Source organism: Sphingobium terrigena (genome assembly GCF_003591655.1).
GTDB lineage: Bacteria > Pseudomonadota > Alphaproteobacteria > Sphingomonadales > Sphingomonadaceae > Sphingobium > Sphingobium terrigena.
Window position 1 is genome coordinate 192,907 of sequence record NZ_QVRA01000005.1, and the last position, 19,796, is coordinate 212,702.

13 protein-coding genes and 1 tRNA gene are annotated in these 19,796 nt (G+C 64.9%); 3 read left to right on the forward strand and 11 right to left on the reverse strand.

The genetic code is table 11. The features are described 5' to 3' along the window. Nucleotides 1-22: 22 nt before the first annotated feature. The 4 genes from D0Z70_RS07675 to recJ all read right to left on the reverse strand — a co-directional run bounded on the left by D0Z70_RS07675 (nt 23) and on the right by recJ (nt 3,711). Entirely contained in the window at nt 23-976 is a 954-nt protein-coding gene (locus D0Z70_RS07675; protein WP_119745015.1) for a FecR family protein, read from the reverse strand. A gap of 96 nt (nt 977-1,072) precedes the next feature. Next, entirely contained in the window at nt 1,073-1,582 is a 510-nt protein-coding gene (locus D0Z70_RS07680) for an RNA polymerase sigma factor (RefSeq protein ID WP_119745017.1), read from the reverse strand. 188 nt (nt 1,583-1,770) lie between these two features. Continuing rightward, a tRNA-Glu gene (locus D0Z70_RS07685) sits at nt 1,771-1,845 on the reverse strand. Between the two features lie 99 nt (nt 1,846-1,944). After that, nucleotides 1,945-3,711, reverse strand: a complete 1,767-nt coding sequence (gene recJ, locus D0Z70_RS07690; protein ID WP_119745019.1) for a single-stranded-DNA-specific exonuclease RecJ — start codon at nt 3,709-3,711, stop codon at nt 1,945-1,947. Nucleotides 3,712-3,860: 149 nt separating this feature from the next. Here recJ and D0Z70_RS07695 point away from each other — a divergent pair, with 149 nt between their 5' ends. Both D0Z70_RS07695 and D0Z70_RS07700 read left to right on the forward strand, forming a co-directional pair. Continuing rightward, entirely contained in the window at nt 3,861-5,912 is a 2,052-nt protein-coding gene (locus D0Z70_RS07695) for an autotransporter assembly complex protein TamA (protein WP_182913889.1), read from the forward strand. Beyond that, nucleotides 5,912-10,129: a translocation/assembly module TamB domain-containing protein gene (locus tag D0Z70_RS07700; RefSeq protein WP_119745023.1), complete on the forward strand. Its 4,218-nt coding sequence runs from the start codon at nt 5,912-5,914 to the stop codon at nt 10,127-10,129. The genes D0Z70_RS07695 and D0Z70_RS07700 overlap by 1 nt, the downstream gene beginning before the upstream one ends. A gap of 32 nt (nt 10,130-10,161) precedes the next feature. On the opposite strand, the gene D0Z70_RS07705 is transcribed toward D0Z70_RS07700, so the two are convergent. The 7 genes from D0Z70_RS07705 to dapA form a co-directional block, all read right to left on the reverse strand. After that, complete coding sequence (locus tag D0Z70_RS07705; protein WP_119745025.1) at nt 10,162-10,947, reverse strand: transglutaminase-like domain-containing protein; 786 nt, start codon at nt 10,945-10,947, stop codon at nt 10,162-10,164. Nucleotides 10,948-11,384: 437 nt separating this feature from the next. Then, a complete protein-coding gene (gene recA, locus D0Z70_RS07710; protein WP_006959190.1) occupies nt 11,385-12,458 on the reverse strand; it encodes a recombinase RecA in 1,074 nt (357 codons plus the stop codon). A gap of 99 nt (nt 12,459-12,557) precedes the next feature. Then, nucleotides 12,558-12,914, reverse strand: coding sequence for a response regulator (locus D0Z70_RS07715; RefSeq protein WP_119745027.1), 357 nt, complete (start codon nt 12,912-12,914; stop codon nt 12,558-12,560). A gap of 96 nt (nt 12,915-13,010) precedes the next feature. Beyond that, complete coding sequence (locus D0Z70_RS07720) at nt 13,011-15,440, reverse strand: hybrid sensor histidine kinase/response regulator (protein ID WP_119745029.1); 2,430 nt, start codon at nt 15,438-15,440, stop codon at nt 13,011-13,013. 44 nt (nt 15,441-15,484) lie between these two features. Continuing rightward, nucleotides 15,485-16,081: a DUF2062 domain-containing protein gene (locus D0Z70_RS07725; protein ID WP_119745032.1), complete on the reverse strand. Its 597-nt coding sequence runs from the start codon at nt 16,079-16,081 to the stop codon at nt 15,485-15,487. Continuing rightward, complete coding sequence (smpB, locus tag D0Z70_RS07730) at nt 16,081-16,563, reverse strand: SsrA-binding protein SmpB (protein ID WP_006959198.1); 483 nt, start codon at nt 16,561-16,563, stop codon at nt 16,081-16,083. Before smpB ends, D0Z70_RS07725 begins: the two co-directional genes overlap by 1 nt. A 126-nt stretch (nt 16,564-16,689) precedes the next feature. Further along, nucleotides 16,690-17,568, reverse strand: a complete 879-nt coding sequence (gene dapA, locus D0Z70_RS07735) for a 4-hydroxy-tetrahydrodipicolinate synthase (RefSeq protein WP_119745034.1) — start codon at nt 17,566-17,568, stop codon at nt 16,690-16,692. Nucleotides 17,569-17,667: 99 nt separating this feature from the next. On the opposite strand from dapA, the gene D0Z70_RS07740 reads away from it, so the two are divergent. Beyond that, nucleotides 17,668-19,755, forward strand: a complete 2,088-nt coding sequence (locus D0Z70_RS07740; RefSeq protein WP_119745036.1) for a lytic transglycosylase domain-containing protein — start codon at nt 17,668-17,670, stop codon at nt 19,753-19,755. The last annotated feature ends 41 nt before the right edge of the window (nt 19,756-19,796 follow it).

The window sequence follows — 19,796 nt, forward strand, 5'->3', positions numbered from 1 at the left end:
GGAAAATTTTCCGGACCACCCATCAGGCGTGAAGCAGGATGATCCGATCGGTGAGGCGGGTCGAACCGATGCCCAGCGTGCGTTGAAGAACGTCGATCGCCCCCACCGGATCACGGATGTCGAATGTGCCGCTGACGGGACGCCGGGCCACATCCTCGCCGACCACGCGGATATAGCCGCGATGATAGCGGGCGATTTCGGCGACGACCTCACCCAGCGGACGATTGACCACCCGTATGCGCCCACGGGTCCAGGCATCGGCGTCGGCCACCACGACCCGCTGTGGCTGGTCCAGGCTTTCCGCATCGTAGCCGATCGCTTGCCCTTCGCGCAGCACGGCCGATTGTCGGGCTATCGCGACCCGCACACTATGTTCCGTGACGGTGACGCGCGCGCCATCGCCGGCCCGGCGTACGATGAAGCGCGTGCCCAGCGCCGTGCTGGTGCCGCTGCCCGCATTCACGGAGAAAGGATGCCGGGGATCGCGTGCGACCTGAAAGGCGGCTTCCCCCTTCAAAAGTCGCACCGTCCGTCCATCGGACGTAAACGTGATGGCGCTGTCCGTGTCGAGCATGGCGGTCGAGCCGTCCGGCAGCCTGATTTCGCGAATCTCGCCCGTCGCGGTTATGGCATCGGCCCGCAAGCGCGTCGCGATGTCGCTGTCCATGATAGCGACCAGTGCGAGGCTGGCCGCAAGCGCACCGCCGATCCATTGGCGATGACGCCCGCGCGTCAGCTGCGGCCAGCGCCTTTTACTCCGGCGCTCAGCGGATGGGGTAGGCGCAAGCGTCTCCGCATTCAGGAAGCGCCACACCGCCTGCGCCCGCCCATAGGCCTCGGCATGTTGCGGATCCGCGGCCAGCCATCGGACGAAGCGCGCTTCGTCCTCGGGGGTCATGTCGCCGGATTCCTGCTCCGCGAACCATTGTGCCGCTTGCCTGTTGATTTCGTTCGGGATGGGCTGCTCCCCATGCATTACGGTGTCTCCGGCAGCGGGGCGCTGTTTGCACGCCGCCAACCCTCATTTCCTATGACGACCAAGGGCAGGAAATGGAAACCCGCTCGCCCGGATTCATGCGTCCGTATCGAGCCGGTCGAGACAATGCGTCATGGCCTGCGCGATATAGCGTGTGACCATCTGGCGGCTGATCCCGAGCCGGGAAGCGATTTCGCCGGGAGCCAGCCCCTCCACGCGCCGCATATGCAGAATCTTGCGGCAGCGCGGCGACAATTCCTTCACCGCCGACTGCACCAGATCCAGCGCCTCACGATCGAGCAGCATCTTGTCCGCAAGAGGCCTGTCGTCCGCCACATTCTCGGACGGCATTCCTTCCGCGAACAGTTCGCCATGACGCCGATCGGCTTTCGCGCGATCTACCGCTAGGTTGGTGGCCAGCCTGAACAGATACGCCCGCTTGTTGGCGATCGGCGGATCGTCCTCAATGCGCTGGACGCGCAGCCACAGGCTCTGTGTCACGTCCTCCGCCTTCGGCCTGTCCCGCAAGATGCGCTCGCTCAACCGCAGCAGCGACGAGCGCTCGGCAAGCAGCAAATGCGTCAGGGCAACAGCGTTGGTCGGCATGGACCAAAATGACTAAGCATGTTGCGATTGATTCGCAAGAATGCGGGCGCCCGGATTTCGCTTAAGCATGTCCCAGCAAGCCCCGAATCGTGTCATCGCCCCCCATACAAAATGTGGGAACAATTGTGGTGGGCGATTGGCCAGCCAGGAAATTTATTGTATAAAGTCAACGCGATAAATCGCTTGACTGGTGACCCCTACGGGAATCGAACCCGTGTTTCAGCCGTGAAAGGGCCGCGTCCTAACCGCTAGACGAAGGGGCCGTTGGCGGCGCCACCGGATGGCGCTGCGAAGCGAGGCGGGCATTAGGAGGAGACGGCGCAGGGGTCAACCCCTTTTGCACCATGAAATCGCCATCGGCTTCAATCTGCCCAGGCCGCGTCCTCCAGATGGAGCTCGGCGGCCGGGCGACTGCCCCAATCGTCGATCTTGGCCCGGCCCGCGACCCATAAGCGCCGGTCGCGCGGCGCGCCCAATATCGCCTGCCCCAGATCGGTTTCGGCCTGCCGGAAGGCGATGGTCTTGAACGACCGGCCATCCTCCCCGCCCATGATCGCACGCAAATGGCCATTGCCCACGATGTCGGCCTTGATCACCCGCATAGGCCCGGCGGCGATGCGGGGGGCGGGCCAGCCTGCGCCATAGGGACCGCCTGCCTCGATCGCGGCGATGAAGTCGGGATTGACCCCGGCGGGGGCCAGTACCGCGTCGATCAGCAGCGCCCGATCGTCACGCGCCCGCGCCACGGCGGCGGACAGGCGATCGTCGAGGAAATCGGCCAGCGCATCCACCCGGTCCGCTGCCACGGTCAGCCCCGCCGCCATGGCGTGGCCGCCCCCCGCGACCAGCAGGCCGCTATCCTTGGCTGCCATCACCGCCGCGCCCAGATCGACACCGCTGATCGATCGGCCCGATCCCTTGCCCACGCCTTCCTCGTCCAGCGCGATGACGATCGCGGGGCGACCTGCTTTCTCCTTGATGCGCCCGGCGACGATGCCGATGACGCCGGGGTGCCAGCCCTGCCCGGCGATCACCGCGACGGCGCGATTGCCCTGGGCGGCCAGCAATGCCTCGGCCTGTTCCTGCACGGTCGATTCGATCGCACGCCGTTCTTCATTATACTGATTGAGCTGCTCGGCGATCCGTGCGGCCTCGGCTGGATCGTCGGTGGTCAACAGCCGCACCCCCAAATCCGCCTGCCCTACACGCCCGCCCGCATTGATGCGCGGTCCCAGCGCAAAGCCCAGATCATGGCAGAGCGGCGCGCGAGTCAGGCGGCTGGCGTCGATCAGCGCGGCGAGGCCGATATTGCGGCGCTTGGCCATGACTTTAAGCCCCTGCGCCACAAAGGCACGGTTCAGCCCCTTGAGTTGCGCGACGTCCGCCACGGTCCCCAGCGCGACGATATCGAGCAATTCCATCAGCGCCGGTTCGGCCCGCGTCGCGAACCATCCCCGCGCCCGCAGCAGCCGCACCAGCGCCGCGCCCAGCAGGAAGGCGACGCCAACCGCGGCGAGATGGCCATGGGTCGCCGCCTCATCCCCCTCGTCCAGCCGGTTGGGATTGACCAGCGCCAGCGCCAGGGGCAGCGCGGCGCTGCATTTATGATGATCGACCACGACGACATCGACCCCGGCTTCGCGCGCCATAGCCAGCGCCTCAAACGCCTGCGCGCCGCAATCGACGGTGACGATCAGGGTCGCGCCCTCGCCCGCCAGCCGCACCAGTGCCTCGCCCGACGGGCCATAGCCCTCCATCAGCCGGTCGGGGATATAGGGCTTTGCCGCCAGCCCCAGATCGCGCAGCAGGCGAATGAGCAGCGCCGCGCTGGTCGCGCCGTCGACGTCATAATCGCCGAAGATGCGGACATCCTCGCCGCGCTGCACCGCGTCGGCCAGGCGCTCGGCGGCGGCATCCATATCGCGGAACAGGCTGGGATCGGGCATGAAGGCGCGGATGGTGGGGTTGCGATGCGCCTCCAGCGCGTCGCGCGGGCAGCCGCGCGCCAACAGCAATTGGGTCACCAGATCGTCGGGCAGATAGCCCGGCTCGCGCGCGTCCGCCCCCTCCCCCCGCCACTTCCAGGGCTGGCCAGTGATCGAGCGGGAGATGTTGAGCGCAAATGTCATGCCGCCGCTCTAGACTCTGGGAAGCATGGAGGGAAGCGCGGGCCGTCGCGGCGAATCGTCCGCTCGACGGAACCCCCGCAACCCCTTGAGCGTATTGCAGGTTCGTCGGCCATCTATAGGGCTGGCGACCAAAGGGGCATGACGGACATATGATCAGACGACAGGCGCATCATGTCCGGCACATGTTGGGCCTCCTCATCGCGACCGCATCCCCCCTGCCGTTGATGGCACAGACAGCGACGCCGCCCGCCGCGGAAGAACCGATCCTGCCCGACGACCAGTTTGACGCGCGCCTGCCCTCGATCGACAGCTGGATCGACCAGCAAATGCCGCAGACCAGTGCGACAGCAGAGCTGCCCGCCGCGACGGAGCCGGTGCAGGAGCCAGAACTCGCGCAACCTTTGCCCGCGCTCGACAGCGTGACCGTACCCGCCAATGTCGCGGCCGACACTGACCCGAACACACAGACGCCCGATATTCGTTATGCCACCCGGATCGAGGGTTTCGGCAAAACAGGTCTGGAGGACGCGTTCCGCGACGCGTCCGCGCTGATCGACGGCGATGGCAAGGCGGAGACCGCCGCGATGGTGCAGGCGCGGGCGCAGGAGGATGAGAAGCTGGCGGTGCGGCTTTTCTATTCCGAGGGCTATTATGACGCGACCGCACTCGCCAGCCTGGACCAGACCGGTGACGGCACGCTGACTGCTGTGGTTTCGGTGACGCCGGGCAAGCGCTATAAGCTGGGCGATATCGTGGTGACGGCCGGGCCGACGGTGCCGCCGGGACTGGCGCGTGACAGCCTGCCGCTCAAGACCGGCGACTATATCGTCGCGGCGACGGTCGAGGGGGCCGAAGCCAATGTCGCGCTGCGGCTGCCCGAACAGGGCTATGCCTTTGCCAAGGTGGGGGAGCGCGACATATTGCTCGATCCCGCGACCGTAACCGGTGCCTACACGCTGCCGGTGGACACCGGCCCGCGCGGCACGTTCCGCAAGATCATCACCAGTGGCGAGAAGCAGGCCTTCGGTGCCGATCATATGGAAGTGATCCGCCGCTACAAGCCGGGCGAGATTTATGACAGCCGCAAGGTGGACGACCTGCGCAAGGCGCTGGTCGCGACCGGGCTATTCTCCAGCGTCGCAGTCGATCCGGTGCGGACGAACGAAGCCGGGCCGGACGGCACCGAATATGTCGATCTGCATGTCGAACAGGATGCCGGGCCGCCGCGCACGCTGGCGGGCGAGCTGGGCTATGGCACCGGCCAGGGTTTCCGCGCGGAGGGGACATGGACCCATCGCAACCTGTTCCCGCCCGAAGGCGCACTGGTCGCGGGCGTGGTCGCGGGTACGCAGGAACAGGGCGTATCGGGCACCTTCCGCCGGTCCAATGCGGGCAAGCGCGACAGAACGTTTCAGGCAGGCGCGCTGATCAACCATCAGAAATATGACGCCTATGAAGCGTTCACGGCGGGCCTGAACATCAGCTGGGCGCGGCAATCGACGCCGATCTTCCAGAAGCGATGGACCTATAGCTATGGCGCGGAAATATTGCTGTCGAACGAACAGACGACGATCGACCCGGCGACCGGCCAGAACAAGCGACTGACCTATTTCATCGGCGCGCTGCCGGTGCAGGTCGGTTATGACCGGTCCAACGATCTGCTCAATCCGACCAAGGGCTTCCGCGCCAGCGTGCGCGTGTCGCCCGAAGCCTCGTTGCAGGGCAATGTCTCCCCCTATGTGCGCGGCACGTTCGACCTGACCGGCTATTATCCGGTGTCCGATGCGCTGGTCATTGCCGCGCGCACCCGGCTTGGCACGATCAGCGGCGTGGGGCGCGACGATGTTGCGCCATCGCGGCGCATCTATGCAGGCGGGGGCGGATCGGTGCGCGGCTATGGCTATCAGGAACTGGGGCCGAAGGACGCGAACAACGATCCGGTCGGTGGCCGGTCGGTCAATGAATTTGCGGTCGAGGGCCGCTATCGCTTCGGCAATTATGGCGCGGTCGCCTTTGTCGATGCAGGCCAGGTCTATGACAGCGCGATCCCCAAATTTTCCGACATGCGTTATGGCGTGGGCATAGGCGGGCGTTTCTACACCAATTTCGGCCCGTTCCGCGCCGACATTGCGATGCCGATCAACCGGCAGCCGGGCGAATCCAAATTCGCCCTCTATATCGGCATCGGGCAGGCTTTCTAATGACGCAGGATGACACCCCTACCCAGACTATCCCCGCCCAGACCGTCATCGTCCGTGAGGGTCGCCCGTTGTGGCAGAAAATCGCGGTCGGGGTCGTGGGCCTGATCGTCGCGCTGGTGATGCTGGCGGCGGGGCTGCTGCTGGGTCTCAACTCCCAGCCGGGCAAGCGCTTCCTGATCCAGCAGATCGCTGCGCTGAAGCTCGAATCGGGCATGGCGATCGAGGTCGGACGGATCGACGGGTCGGTCTATAGCGACATGGTGATCCACGACCTGATCCTGCGCGATCCCAAGGGCGTGTTTGCGGTCAGCCCGCGCGTCCATGTGGTGTGGAAACCGTTTCGTTATGTGAACAACCATATCTCGGTCAGCCTGCTGGAAACTCCGCTGGTCGTGCTGGCGCGCAGCCCGCAGTTCAACGCTACCCCGACCGATCCCAACGCGCCGATCCTGCCGGACCTGGACATTGACGTCGACCGGATGAAGATCGGCAAGTTCATCCTCGCCAGGCCGGTGATCGGCCAGAAACGCGAAATCGCGATCGACGGCGTGACCCATATTGCCGATGGCCGCGCCATCCTGTCTGCCGACGCGATCGTCGATAGCGGCGACCGGTTGCAGGCGAAGCTGGACGCGGTCCCCGCGCAAAATCGCCTGGCGATGAGCGGCACGCTGACCGCGCCCAAGGGCGGGGTGATTGCCGCCATGTCCGGCCTGACCGACGGGATGACCGCGACGCTGGATGGCAAGGGAACGTGGCAGGCCTGGGACGGGCGCATCATTGCGACCAGTCCCAAGGGGCAACTCGCCAACATCGCCATCGCCGCGCGTGATGGGGCGTTCACCGCCAAGGGGCCGGTGCGCCCCGGCCTGGTGATGGCAGGCACGGTCGATCGCCTGACAGCGCCGCAGCTGGACGTCGATCTGTTTGCAGGCCTCAACGAACAGCGGGTGAATCTGAAAGGCACGGTGCGATCGCCAGCCCTGACCGCCGATGCGCAGGGGATCATCGACCTTGGCACCAGCCGGTTCAGCGCACTCAGGATCAACGCGGCGCTGCTGACCCCCGGCGCGATCATGGAGAAAGTGAAGGGCCGCGACGTGCGCGCCGCGATCATCCTCGACGGGCCGATGGCGACCCCGTTTATCGACTATGACATTACGGCGAAATATCTGGCGTTTGACGCGACCGGGATCGAGAATCTGAAGGCCAGCGGTCGGGCGGTCATCGACGCCGATCGTATCCGCATTCCCGTCAGCGCAACCGCAAGCCGGGTAACCGGCCTGAACGCAGCCGCGGGCGGGCTGATGAACAATCTGCGGGTGAAGGGCGACTTTGCCTATGCGGGCGGCAAGCTGATCAGCGACAATCTCAAGATCGACAGCGACAGGGTCGATGCCACCGCGATCATATTGGCGGACCTCGACAACGCCCTCTATCGCGGGGCGCTGAAAGGCCGGGTCAATGATTACCGGATCGACGGGGTCGGCATCGTCAACCTGAACACCGATGTCGAGCTGGTCCCCGGACCCAAGGGCGGCTTTGGTCTGTCGGGTCGCTTTGGCCTGTGGACGGCGCGCTGGGACAATGCGTCCGTGCGCGATTTTCTGGGCGGCAATGCGGTCGCCACCGGGCGAATCGGCATGACGCCGGAGGGCAAGTTCATACTGGCGGGGTTGAAGGGTGCCGCGCCCAATTTCACCATCCAGTCGGGATCGGGCAGCTACGACACGGACGGTCGGATCGCTTTCGACGCGACTGCTTCGTCCCGCCAATATGGGCCGCTGGCCTTGACCGTGCGCGGGACGATGGAGCGGCCGCAGGCGGTGCTGCGCGCGGCGCGGCCCAATGTCGGGGTGCAATTGTCCGACGTGGTGGCGAAGCTGAATGGCGAGGCGGCGGGCTATCGGCTCGAAGCGACCGGCGGATCGCCTTATGGTCCTTTCTTCGCCAATGTCCTCATTCGCACCGCAAAGGGGCCGTTGACGATCGATGTTGCCAAGGCGCGCTTTGCCGGGGTGGATATGGCCGGCACGGTGCAGCAGAGCGCCGCTGGTCCCTTCACCGGGCAGCTCAGCATGAACGGGTCGGGCATCACCGGCGCGGTGCGACTGGCCGCGGTTGGCAAGGCGCAGGGGGTGGACGTCAACGCGACCGCCAGCAACGCCAAGCTGCCGGGCGACGCGGAGGTCATCATTGGCCGGGCCATCGTGACGGCCTCCATGGTGCTGACCGATCAGCCGCGTATCGTTGCCGATGTGCAGATCGCCAACGCCGCCTATGGCGATTATGTCGTCCGCACCGGGCGCGCCAAGATCGACTATCAGGGCGGGCGCGGCAAGGCGCAGCTGGTGGCCGACGGCTCCAGCGGCGTGCCCTTCTCGATCGCGGCCAATGCGGCGTTGCGGCCCAATCTCTATGCCGTGGCGTTGCAGGGCAAGGCGGGCAATATCCCCTTCCGTCTCGCCAACCCGGCGATCATCCGCACCGAACCGGCGGGCTATCGGTTGGAACCGGCCACATTGGTACTACCGCAGGGCAAGGTCGATCTGGCGGGACGCTTTGGTGGCAGCACGGCCATGCAGGCGCGGTTCAAGGATTTTGACCTCGCCATCATCAACATCGCTGCGCCGGGGCTGGGTATTGGCGGCAAGGCCACCGGGACGCTGGACTTTGCGCAGAGCGGCAATGCCTTCCCGACCGCGACCACCCGGCTGGCGATCGCTGACTTCCGCCGGTCCAGCCTGACCGCCGTGTCCGATCCGGTGTCGATGAGCATGGAGGGCAAGCTGTCTGGCGCGGGCGGCGATCTGCGCGGGCTGATCCGGCGGGGCACGTCCACGCTAGGCCGGTTCGTCGCGACGCTCGCCCCACCCGGCCCCGGCGCCAGCTGGAGCGAGCAGTTGCAGGCGGCACCCCTGGGCGGGGGCATCCGCTATGCCGGGCCAGCCGATATTCTGTTCTCTTTTGCGGGGCTGGCTGACCAGCAGCTGACCGGCGGCTTGGCGGTTGCTGCAGATTTTAGCGGGCGGCTGACTGACCCGCGGGTCAACGGCATCGTCCGCGCCAATGCGCTGACCTATGAGAATGAGACGTTCGGCACGCGCGTTACCCAGATGCGACTGGACGGCCGCTTTACCAACGACCGGCTGGAGATACGCGATTTTTCGGGCCGCGCGGGCGATGGCACGGTCAAGGCGTCCGGCTCCGTTGGTCTGGCTGCCGACAGCGGATTCCCGATGAACATCGCCATCGCGCTCGACCGCGCGCGCCTCGCCCGCAGCGAAGCGATCACCAGCGTGGTCAGCGGGACGATGGCGATCACCAACAGTCCGGCCAATGGCGGCCTGATCAAGGGCGACCTTACCCTGCCCGAAACCCGTTACAAGGTCGCCTGGCAGGGTGGCACCGACATCCGCCAGTTGCAGGGCGTGCGGCGCAAGGGCGAGGGTGTGGATATTCTGGACCAGCGCATGGCCGCGCGGCAGGCGGCGGCGAAACCGGCCGACTGGAAACTCGATATAAGGCTGCGGGCCGACAATGAGATTTACGTGACCGGCATGGGGCTGGATTCGGAATGGAAAACCGCCATGCGGGTGACCGGCACCACCGCCAATCCGCGCGTGGTCGGCAGGCTGGAAGTGCTGCGCGGGCGTTACAGTTTTTCGGGCAAGCAGTTCGATCTGGAACAGGGCGTCATCACCTTTAACGGGCCGATGCTGAACCCGGTGCTGGCGATCAAGGCGCAGACCCGGATCGACACGGTGACCGCGGGTATCCAGGTGAGCGGATCGGCGCAGCAGCCCGGCATCGCCTTCATCTCCACCCCCACTCTGCCGCAGGATGAAATCCTCTCGCGCATATTGTTCGGCGATAATGTCGCCAACCTGTCAGCGATGCAGGCGGTGCAGCTGGCGGCGGCGCTCAATGGCCTGCGTGGCGGTAGTGGCGGGCTGAACCCGATGGGCAAGTTGCAGGGCGCGTCAGGGGTCGATCGTATCGGCATCGTCGGTGGCGACGAGGCGACCGGACGCGGCACGTCGCTGGCGGTCGGGCAGCATATCTCGAATAATGTCTATGTCGAAGTGATTACCGACTCCAAGGGCTTTACCGCCACCCAGCTGGAGATCGCTTTGTCCAAGACGCTGAGCCTGCTGTCCAAGACGGGGACCAATGCCGGGTCGTCGGCGAACCTTCGCTATTCGAAGGATTATTGAGGGAGCGGGCAACTCCGCCCCCTCAAACTGTCTTATTCGTCCATGCGGGAAACCAGGATGGACTGGGCGTTCATCATCGCGTTGCCGAAGGCGGTCATGAAGGCGATGTCGGTCGCGTCGCGGCCTACGGCGATGCGGACCATGGTTTCGACCGGGGCGAGGCCGGTTGAATCGACGATGTGCCATGCCCCGTCGAGCCAGACCTCGACGACCGCGTGAAAGTCTGGCGGGTCGAGGCCGAGGGCATAGACCGACACCAGACGGGCGGGAATGTCGCGCGAGCGGATCAGCGCGGCGGTGAGATGGGCATAGTCGCGGCAGACGCCCTGCTGCGCGACGAAGGTGTCGGCGGCGGTGGTCGCGCCATCGGAACTGCCCGGTACATAGATCAGATTATCATGAACCCAGTCGCGCAGCGCCGCGACCAGCGCGCCGCCCTCCAGATCGGGGAAGTGGCCGCAGACGAAGCTGACGAAGCGGTCGGCCTCGCAATAGCGGCTGGGCCAGATGAAGGGCAGCACCTCTTCCGGCAGGCTGGGCAGCGGGCTTTTGTTGAGGCTCGCGAGATCGATCACCGGCCGATCGACATCGACCGTGGCGCGGTAGGTGCTGAGCATCCGCCCGGTGCCGGTGCGGGTCCAGGTACGCCGCCCGACGCCGCTGCCGCCGACCTTGTTGGTCAGCGGGCCGGCATTGTTGATGATATGGGACTGGCTGACGATATGCTGGTCGGGCAGCGCGGCAGCCTCCACCGCCAGCAGCACATCGGTCGGTTCGGCGAAGTCATAATCCAGTATCGCCTCGATCGCGACGCGCATCAGGGGAGCCTTTCAGGGGAGGGAAGGAGACGCGGTAACGCGCGAGCAGGGATTAGGGTGCAGAGCATTGCGATGCTGCAGGCAGAGCGCAAGCCGCCAATAGTTTCAGCCACGCAGAGCGTCACAATTTGAGGTGGCAACTCGCCCTCCGTTCGTTTCGAGCGACGTCGAGAAACCAGTGCGGCACGCTTCTCGACGTCGCTCGAAACGAACGGATCAAGCAGACATGATCACGCTTAACTTCGCATATTTCCCGGTGAATCGGACATTATCTTGCGCTATCCTGATCCTATCGGAAAGTCAGCACGCTGGATCAGGACGGTAAAAGGCCCGCTGCGCAAGGGTTACGCGGCGGGCCTTTTCAGTGCGTGAAGCGAGAGGCGGACGAGCCGCGTCAGAGGCTGTTCCGGCTGATCCGGCCGGACAGGCATCCGCGCTTATTCGTCATCATCCTCCGCTTCGGGTCCGGCCATCAACGCTTCGGCAACCACGTCGGTCTTGCCCCGGATCGCCTTTTCCAGACGGTCCGCCATTTCAGGATGCGTTTTCAAAAATGTCTTGGCGTTTTCGCGACCCTGGCCGATGCGGACCGAGTCGTAGGAGAACCAGGCGCCCGATTTCTCGACGATCCCGGCCTTGACACCCAGGTCGAGAATCTCGCCGATCTTGGAAATGCCCTCCCCATACATGATGTCGAATTCGACCTGCTTGAACGGCGGGGCGACCTTGTTCTTGACCACCTTCACGCGGGTCGCGTTGCCGACAATATCCTCGCGATCCTTGATCTGGCCAGTGCGGCGAATGTCGAGGCGGACCGAGGCGTAGAATTTGAGCGCATTGCCGCCAGTCGTGGTTTCCGGGTTGCCGTACATCACGCCGATCTTCATGCGCACCTGGTTGATGAAGATCACCATACATTTGGAGCGCGAGATCGAGCCGGTCAGCTTGCGCAGCGCCTGGCTCATGAGGCGCGCCTGAAGCCCAACATGGCTGTCGCCCATCTCGCCCTCAATTTCCGCGCGCGGCACCAGCGCGGCGACCGAGTCGATCACCAGCACATCAATGGCGTTGGAGCGCACCAGCGTATCGACGATTTCCAGCGCCTGTTCGCCGGTGTCGGGCTGCGACACGATCAGTTCGTCAATATCGACGCCCAATTTCTTGGCATAGCCCGGATCGAGCGCATGTTCGGCGTCCACGAAAGCCGCGGTGCCGCCGCCCTTCTGCGCTTCGGCGATGACGTGGAGCGCCAGCGTCGTCTTGCCGGAGCTTTCCGGGCCATAAATCTCGATGATCCGCCCCTTGGGCAAGCCGCCAATGCCCAGTGCAATGTCGAGGCCGAGCGATCCGCTGGAGATCGCTTCAATCTCCAGCTTCTCGCGCGAACCCAGCTTCATCGCGGAGCCTTTGCCAAATGCCCGGTCGATCTGGGCGAGCGCGGCGTCCAATGCTTTTTGTCTGTCCATAGTCCCGTTCTTCTTGGAATCGATGAGTGTGAGCATAGCGGACATCGGCCTATTCCCTGTCAAGCGGACTGCGCCGATTCTCTCGACGCCTGGCGATGATGTATCCTGTTTGTTCTAGTAGAACAAGGGGGGAACGGAAATTTCCTATTCGCCCAATATTTTTCCCAAAGCGCGCTCGACCGCACCAATGGTGAAGGGCTTGGCCAGCGTCGGCCGGTCGGCATGATGGGACGGCAGATCGTCAGCCATACCGCCGGTCGCAAAGACGAAAGGCACGCCCTTCTGCACCAATATGTCGGCGACGGGCCAGCTTTTCTCACCCTGCAAATTGCAGTCGAGCAGGGCCGCGTCAAAGCCGCCTTCCCGGGCATGGGCGCAGGCTTCGTCGACCGAGGCGGCAACCGCGTGCAAGCGGTAACCCAGCGCGTCGAGATAATCCTCCAGCATCATGCCAATCATCGCTTCATCTTCGACGATCAAAATGCTCTTAGCCGCCGACATGCCTTCGCAATCCCCTGTTGATACGCCTTTGCGCTAACCCATCGTTACGGGAATAGACAGGATAATCACCTTGATCGAGCGCAAGTTATTGGGGGGTCATTCCGCCACGGGCCGCATCGCCAGCGCGTCGCGCGCCGCTTCGGCCAGCTGATTGACCGAGAAAGGCTTGGGCAGGAAGGCGACGTTGGCGATGTCGATCGACTTGCGCAACTGCTCCTCGGCATAGCCGGACATGAACAGGACCGGCAGGTCCGGGAAAGCGCGGCGCGCCTGCGCCACCATGGCGGGACCGTCCATATTGGGCATCACCACGTCAGAGATCAGCAGGTCGATGGTCACGTCCCCGGCCAGCACTTCCAGCCCCTGTTCGCCGTCGCTGGCGGTCAGCACGGTATAGCCCTGCCGCACGAGCGCCCGTTCGGCGACGGCGCGGACCATATCTTCATCCTCGACCAGCAGGACCGTGCCGGTGCCCCATGTCTCGCTGCGCTTGACCGGCGGTTTGACCGGGGCGACATCCTTGGCATCGGACCCGGCATAGACCGGCAGGTAGATGACGAAGCTGGCGCCGCGTCCCAGTTCGGATTCGGCAAAGATGTAGCCGCCCGATTGCTTGACGATGCCATAGACGGTGGAAAGGCCAAGGCCCGTCCCCTTGCCCAGTTCCTTGGTCGTGAAGAAGGGCTCGAAAATCTTGGCCAATATGTCGGGCGGGATGCCAAGCCCGGTGTCGGACACACGCAGTGCGGTATAGTCGCCCACGGGCAGGATTTGCTGGCGCATCTCGCGCACCTTGATGGCGGGAACGCCATAGGTCTGGATATTGAGCGTGCCGCCTTCGGGCATCGCGTCGCGGGCATTGACCGCCAGATTGACGATCACCTGCTCCAGCTGGCCGGGGTCCGCGCGCACCGCGCCCAGATTGCGGCCATGGCTGACGTCCAGCTTCACATTTTCGCCCAGCAGGCGCTTCAGGAGATTGGAGACGTCCGCGACGATGTCGGGCAGTTGCAGGATTTGCGGCCGCAATGTCTGCTGGCGCGAGAAGGCGAGCAATTGCCGGGTCAGCCCGGCGGCGCGATTGCTGTTCGACTTGATCTGCTGGATGTCGTCATAATCGCTGTCGCCGGGCGTATGACGCATCAGCATGAGGTCGCAATGGCCGATGATCGCAGTCAGGATATTGTTGAAATCATGCGCGACGCCGCCCGCCAGCTGGCCGATCGCCTGCATCTTGGTCGCCTGCGCGACCTGCCGCTTGAGCTTGGATTCTTCGCTATTATCCTTGAGGGAGAGCAGCACCGCCGCCTCGCCAAGGCCGCGCACGCCCGCGAGGCTAAGAGCGATCGGTTCGTCGGGTTGGTCGCGCATCCGCACCGCAATGTCGCCCGACATTTGCGGCCCGACGGCGAAGCGCCGCACCGCGTCGGCCACCGCCGCCTGATCTTCCCGCACCACCAGATCGCCGGGATAGCTGGGCTTGTCGCCGGGTTTCAGGCCTGCCACCCGCGCAAAGGCATTGTTGACGAACAATACCCGTCCGTCACGGTCTGCCATGGCCAGGCCAAAAGGCAGCAATGAGAGCAGGGTTTCGATATAGGAGAGCGCGGACGTGCCGCCGCCGCCCGCCGGTTCGTCGATCAGCAGCAGCAGCATCGGGCCGTCCTGCGCACTGGCCTGCGCCGATACGCCATTGCCCTGGCTGGCGCGCTTCAACGGCACCTGCAACAGGCGCAGCGGCAGGCCGCCCTGCTCCTCGCGCGCCAGGAACAGCCGCCCCTTGTCATCCACCCGCATATGGCTGGCGAAATCGCGGCCAGTGATATTGGCGTCGATCCGACCGGCGGCGCGCAGCAGGAAAGCGCCGTTGGCGGCGCGGATACGGCCTTCGCCGCCGATCATCACCGCCATCACGCCCGCCTCGCCCATCTGGCGGCCCGCTTCGCCGGTCAGGAAGCGGTTGACGTCGTCCAGCGCGCTGGGCTGGCGCACCGGGGTGAAGCGCCAGAGCAGATAATCCTCCGCCCGGCCGGTGCGCACCACTTCCACGTCCAGCCGGAGCGCGCCCTGCACGATCCCGCCCACCTTCGCCTCGCCATCGCGCCAGGCGGCGCGGGCGGCGACGGACAGGCTTTCGGTGAGCGCCGCGTCGCCGGTGATGCCGGGCGGGGTGGGATAGCCGGGGAACCATTCGCCAAACAGGTCGCTGGCGCAGACCAGCCGCCCCGCGCGATCGGTGACGGCGATCGCCATGCTGGAGGCGTCGGCGGCGGCGCGGGCGACGGTCCAGTCGGGAATCGCTTCCTTGTCAGAGAGTTGCGGCGGATAGAGGCGGCGATACCAGGCCATCAGCGCCGCGATGGTCAGGATGGTCGCGGCGAAACCGGCGGCCAGCAACCAACTGCCAATCGCATAGAAAACCAGCCCGGCCGACAGGGCAGCGGCGAGCAGCAGGAGCGGCAGGACCAGCCCCGATCGCGACTGGGTCAGCCACGCATCCCCATTGCTGTTTACCCGCGCGGCCATGGACGGCCTTCCCCCTGCATCGACACTGAATAGACCCCCCTGCCTTAAAGGACAGAAGCGGCTTTCTCCAATGCGCTGCTTTCATGGACCTTGCCAATCCTCAATTTGCGCGCCTGCCATTTGCGGCCCATGCGGTGACGCCAGAACCAGTCGGCGATGACATAGCCGATGATCGCCGCCCCGACCGAGATGATGGAGAGGCCGAGCAGCATGGCGGGTGCCGCTTCCGACACCAGCCAGGCGGTCCATTGGCCGATCGTCGCGTGATGATCGACCAGTGCCATGAAGCCCGATGCGTCGGCGCTGCGGCCCAGCATCCAGTTGCCGATATAGACCGACAGCCACAGGATGAGCGGGGTGGTGGCGGGGTTGGAGAGGAACGTCATGGCGGCCGCAACCGGGATATTGGCGCGAAAGGGCAGCGCCAGCAGCGCGGCCCCCGCAATCTGGATGCCGGGGATCAGCAGGAAGATGCCGACCAGCAGCCCCAGCGCCACGCCGCGCGGCACAGAGCGACGGGTAAAGCGCCACAGCGACGGCTCCAGCACGCGGTGCGCGACGGGGGCGAGGAAGCGGTTATGCTCCAGGCTTTCGCGCGTCGGCGCATTGGCGTGCCACCAGCGGCTGAGGCGGTTGTCCATCAGCCCTTGTCCCGCATGATGCGCTGCTGGTCGCGCTTCCAGTCGCGATCCTTGATCGTCTCGCGCTTGTCGTGATTCTGCTTGCCCTTGGCCAGCGCCAGCTCGATCTTGGCGCGGCCCTGGCTGTTGAAATAGACCATCAGGGGCACCAAAGTCATGCCTTGGCGCGACACGGCGCTGTGCATCTTGTGGATCTCGCGCTCATGCAGCAGCAGCTTGCGGGGGCGTTTGGGCTCGTGATTTTCGCGGTTGCCATGACTATATTCGGGGATGTTGCTGTTCACCAGAAACACCTGATTGCCCTTCACCTCGGCATAGCTTTCGGCGATGGAGCCTTCGCCGCCGCGCAGCGCCTTCACCTCTGTCCCCTGCAGGGCGATGCCTGCCTCGAACACATCTTCGATAAAATAGTCAAAGCGCGCGCGCCGGTTTTCGGCGACGATCTTTTTCTTGTCGAAGGTAACGGGACGGGGGCGGGCCATAAATTAATCTATACCTAAAATCTCAACAACCGTTCGGGCTGAGCGAAGTCGAAGCCTTCTACTGAGCGCAGCGAAGTGGCTTCGACTTCGCTCAGGGCGAACGGATAATATGGGGCTTCGTCACTCTCAAACCAGCCCCGCAATTTCCAGCGCGCGATCGACCGCGGCCCGGCTGGATTCCGACGGCCAGGTGATCGGCAGGCGGACGTCGCCGGGCATGTCGGGCCGAACGCGCGTGAGCGCATATTTAACCGGGCCGGGTGAAGAATCGCTGAACAGGGCATCGTGCAAGGGATAGAGACGATCCTGCAACGCCAAGGCACCATCCCAATCGTGGCGCGCGCAGGCGGCCTGAAAATCGGCGGTAAGGCGCGGCGCGACATTGGCGGTGACGGAGATGCACCCTTTGCCGCCCATGGCGTTGAATCCCAGCGCGGTTTCGTCATTCCCCGACAGCTGGCAGAAATCCGGGCGGCAGGCGAGACGCTGTGCGGTGACGCGCCCCAGATTCCCGGTGGCGTCCTTGATCCCCACGATCGTCTGATATTCTTCGGACAGGCGGTGGATCACCGGCACGCCAATGTCGGTGATGGTGCGGCTGGGAACATTATACAGCACGATGGGCAGGGAGCAGCGTTCGGCGAGGTAGGCGAAATGCTGATAGACGCCGTCCTGATTGGGCTTGTTATAATAAGGCGCGACCACCAGCGCGGCGTCCGCCCCCGCGCCTTGCGCGGCATACATATGTTCCAGCGCAATTCGCGTGTCGTTGGAGCCGCAGCCCGCAATCACCGGTACGCGCCCGGCGGCCTGATCGACACAGATGGCGATGACCCGATTATGCTCCTCGACCGTCATGGTCGCGCTTTCGCCGGTGGTGCCACAGGGGACGAGCGCGCTCGATCCTTCCGCGATTTGCCAGTCGACCAGCGCGCGAAACGCCGCCTCATCCACCGATCCGTCGCGAAACGGGGTCACCAGAGCCGGAATCGAGCCGGAAAACATGATTAAACTCCTTCAATTCTCCGGCCGGCCGGGGCATGATCGGTCAAGCGGCGCGCTATAGCGCGTCATTCAGGCGCTGATAAGGATGCATTTGCGATAATGTCCAGCATGGCGACGCCCCGCATTGTCGAAAGTTATTGGATCCGTATGCCTCTTATTGCTCTTTTGCTGCTTGCCGCTGGCGCGAGCGCCCAGACCGAAGGCCCGGCTCCTGCGGTCGCGCCCGCCTACCCGCCCGGCGCAGTGGTCCAGCCATTGCCGGGGCAAGCCGCGCCATCGAACCAGTGGGACCAGGTTGCCAGCCGCGTCGGCATGGCCAGCGATTCGGCGATCGGCGCGACCATCAGCCAGTGGCGCACGCTCCAGCAGAGCGATGGCCTCGGCTTTGCCACCTATGCCAATTTCATCACCGCCAATCCCGGCTGGCCGGGCGAGGACCGGATGCGGCGGCTGGCGGAAACGGGGATCAACCCCGACAGCTATGATCCCCGGCAGGTCAGCGCCTTCTTCGCCCGCTTCCCGCCGCGCACCGCGACCGGCCATGCGCGCAACGCCACCGCATTGGTACAGATGGGCCGGATGGACGAGGCGCGGGTCGCCGCGCGCAATGCGTGGATCGGCGGATCGCTCAGTGTCGCGGACGAAGCGCGGTTGCTGTCCCTGTTCGGCTCCGGCCTGACGCCCGCCGACCATGACCAGCGCGCCGACATGCTGCTGTGGGGCAATGATACGGCGGGCGCGGCGCGGATGCTGGCCTATGTGTCGCCGGGTCGTCGCGCCGTCTATCAGGCGCGCATCGCCTTCCGTCGCAAGGCACCCGATGCCGCGATGCTGATGCAGGCCGCCGAAGCGGTGGGCGCGAGCGATGGCGGATTCGTCGCCGACAAGGCGCTGTGGTTGCGGGACAGCGGCAACTGGGTCGCGGCGCGCCAATATCTGGCGAATCGCACAGCGCTCACCTACCGCCCCGCCAACGCGGAGAAATTTTACGAGGTGCTGCTGGGTCAGGCGCGCGCTGCCGCCAATGATAGCCAGTGGAGCTTTGCCTACGGCATCGCCAGCAAGATTGACGACGCGGTGCCGCCGGGCATCGACCTGTCCGATCAGCCGATCGGCGTGCGCGACGATTATACCAGCCTTGCCTGGCTGGCCGGGTCCACGGCCTTCTACAATCTCAATCGCCCCACCGACGCGGTGACGATGTTCCGCCGCTATGCCGATGCGGCCAAATCGCCCCAGACCAAGTCGAAGGGCTATTATTGGGCCGGTCGCGCGGCGCTCCAGTCGGGCGATGCGGCGACGGCCAACAGCTATTTTGCGCAGGCGGGTGTCTATCCCGACCAGTTTTACGGCCAGCTGGCGCTCGAACGATTGGGCCGTCCGATCCCGCCGCCTGCCACGGTCGAGCGCCCGGTGCCGATTTCCGCCGCCGAGCGGGCCGCGTTCGAGCAGCGGTCGGTGGTGCGCGCGGTCAAGGCGCTAGGGCAGATGGGCTATTGGGAGGATCAGGGCAAATTCGCCCGCGCCATCGCCAATAATGCCGACAGCGACACCGACCATTATCTCGCCGCCGAACTCGCCGAACGGATCGGCCGTACCGACATGAGCGTGATGGTTGGCCGTCGCGCCGTGTCGAGCGGCCTGACCGGCTATGGCACCAGCGCCTTCCCGCGCGTCCCCGTGCCGCCCACCGCGCAATATAACTGGACCATGGTCCACGCCATCGCGCGGCAGGAAAGCCAGTTCGACAAACAGATCGTCAGCCATGCAGGCGCTCGCGGCCTGATGCAGCTGATGCCCGGCACCGCGCGCGAACAGGCGGGCAAGCTGGGCCTTGGCTACAATCCTGCCTCGCTCAACGATCCCAGCTATAATATCATGCTGGGGTCGGGCTATTTTCAACGGATGCTGGACTATTATGGAGGCAGCTATCCGCTGGCGGTCGCGGCCTATAATGCCGGGCCGGGCAATGTGAACAAATGGATCGCCGCCAATGGCGACCCGCGCCTGCCAGGGGCCGATATGCTCCGCTGGATCGAGCAGATCCCGATTTTCGAGACCCGCAACTATGTGCAGCGAGTACTGGAAAATGCTGTCGTCTATGAAGCGATGAACCCGGAACGGGCGAAATTTCGGGGGACCAGCGCGGTGCTGAGCCGCTATCTGGGGAAACAGACGCCGGGTTGAGGCCGCCCCCTCCCTCCGTTCGCCCTGAGCGAAGTCGAAGG

Excerpts from the sequence above, each read along its gene's own strand:
- D0Z70_RS07675 (WP_119745015.1), bottom strand. The coding sequence starts at position 976 with ATGCATGGGGAGCAGCCCATCCCGAACGAAATCAACAGGCAAGCGGCA.
- D0Z70_RS07680 (WP_119745017.1), bottom strand. The coding sequence starts at position 1,582 with ATGCCGACCAACGCTGTTGCCCTGACGCATTTGCTGCTTGCCGAGCGC.
- recJ (WP_119745019.1), bottom strand. The coding sequence starts at position 3,711 with ATGACATTTGCGCTCAACATCTCCCGCTCGATCACTGGCCAGCCCTGG.
- D0Z70_RS07695 (WP_182913889.1), top strand. The coding sequence starts at position 3,861 with ATGATCAGACGACAGGCGCATCATGTCCGGCACATGTTGGGCCTCCTC.
- D0Z70_RS07700 (WP_119745023.1), top strand. The coding sequence starts at position 5,912 with ATGACGCAGGATGACACCCCTACCCAGACTATCCCCGCCCAGACCGTC.
- D0Z70_RS07705 (WP_119745025.1), bottom strand. The coding sequence starts at position 10,947 with ATGCGCGTCGCGATCGAGGCGATACTGGATTATGACTTCGCCGAACCG.
- recA (WP_006959190.1), bottom strand. The coding sequence starts at position 12,458 with ATGTCCGCTATGCTCACACTCATCGATTCCAAGAAGAACGGGACTATG.
- D0Z70_RS07715 (WP_119745027.1), bottom strand. The coding sequence starts at position 12,914 with ATGTCGGCGGCTAAGAGCATTTTGATCGTCGAAGATGAAGCGATGATT.
- D0Z70_RS07720 (WP_119745029.1), bottom strand. The coding sequence starts at position 15,440 with ATGGCCGCGCGGGTAAACAGCAATGGGGATGCGTGGCTGACCCAGTCG.
- D0Z70_RS07725 (WP_119745032.1), bottom strand. The coding sequence starts at position 16,081 with ATGGACAACCGCCTCAGCCGCTGGTGGCACGCCAATGCGCCGACGCGC.
- smpB (WP_006959198.1), bottom strand. The coding sequence starts at position 16,563 with ATGGCCCGCCCCCGTCCCGTTACCTTCGACAAGAAAAAGATCGTCGCC.
- dapA (WP_119745034.1), bottom strand. The coding sequence starts at position 17,568 with ATGTTTTCCGGCTCGATTCCGGCTCTGGTGACCCCGTTTCGCGACGGA.
- D0Z70_RS07740 (WP_119745036.1), top strand. The coding sequence starts at position 17,668 with ATGTCCAGCATGGCGACGCCCCGCATTGTCGAAAGTTATTGGATCCGT.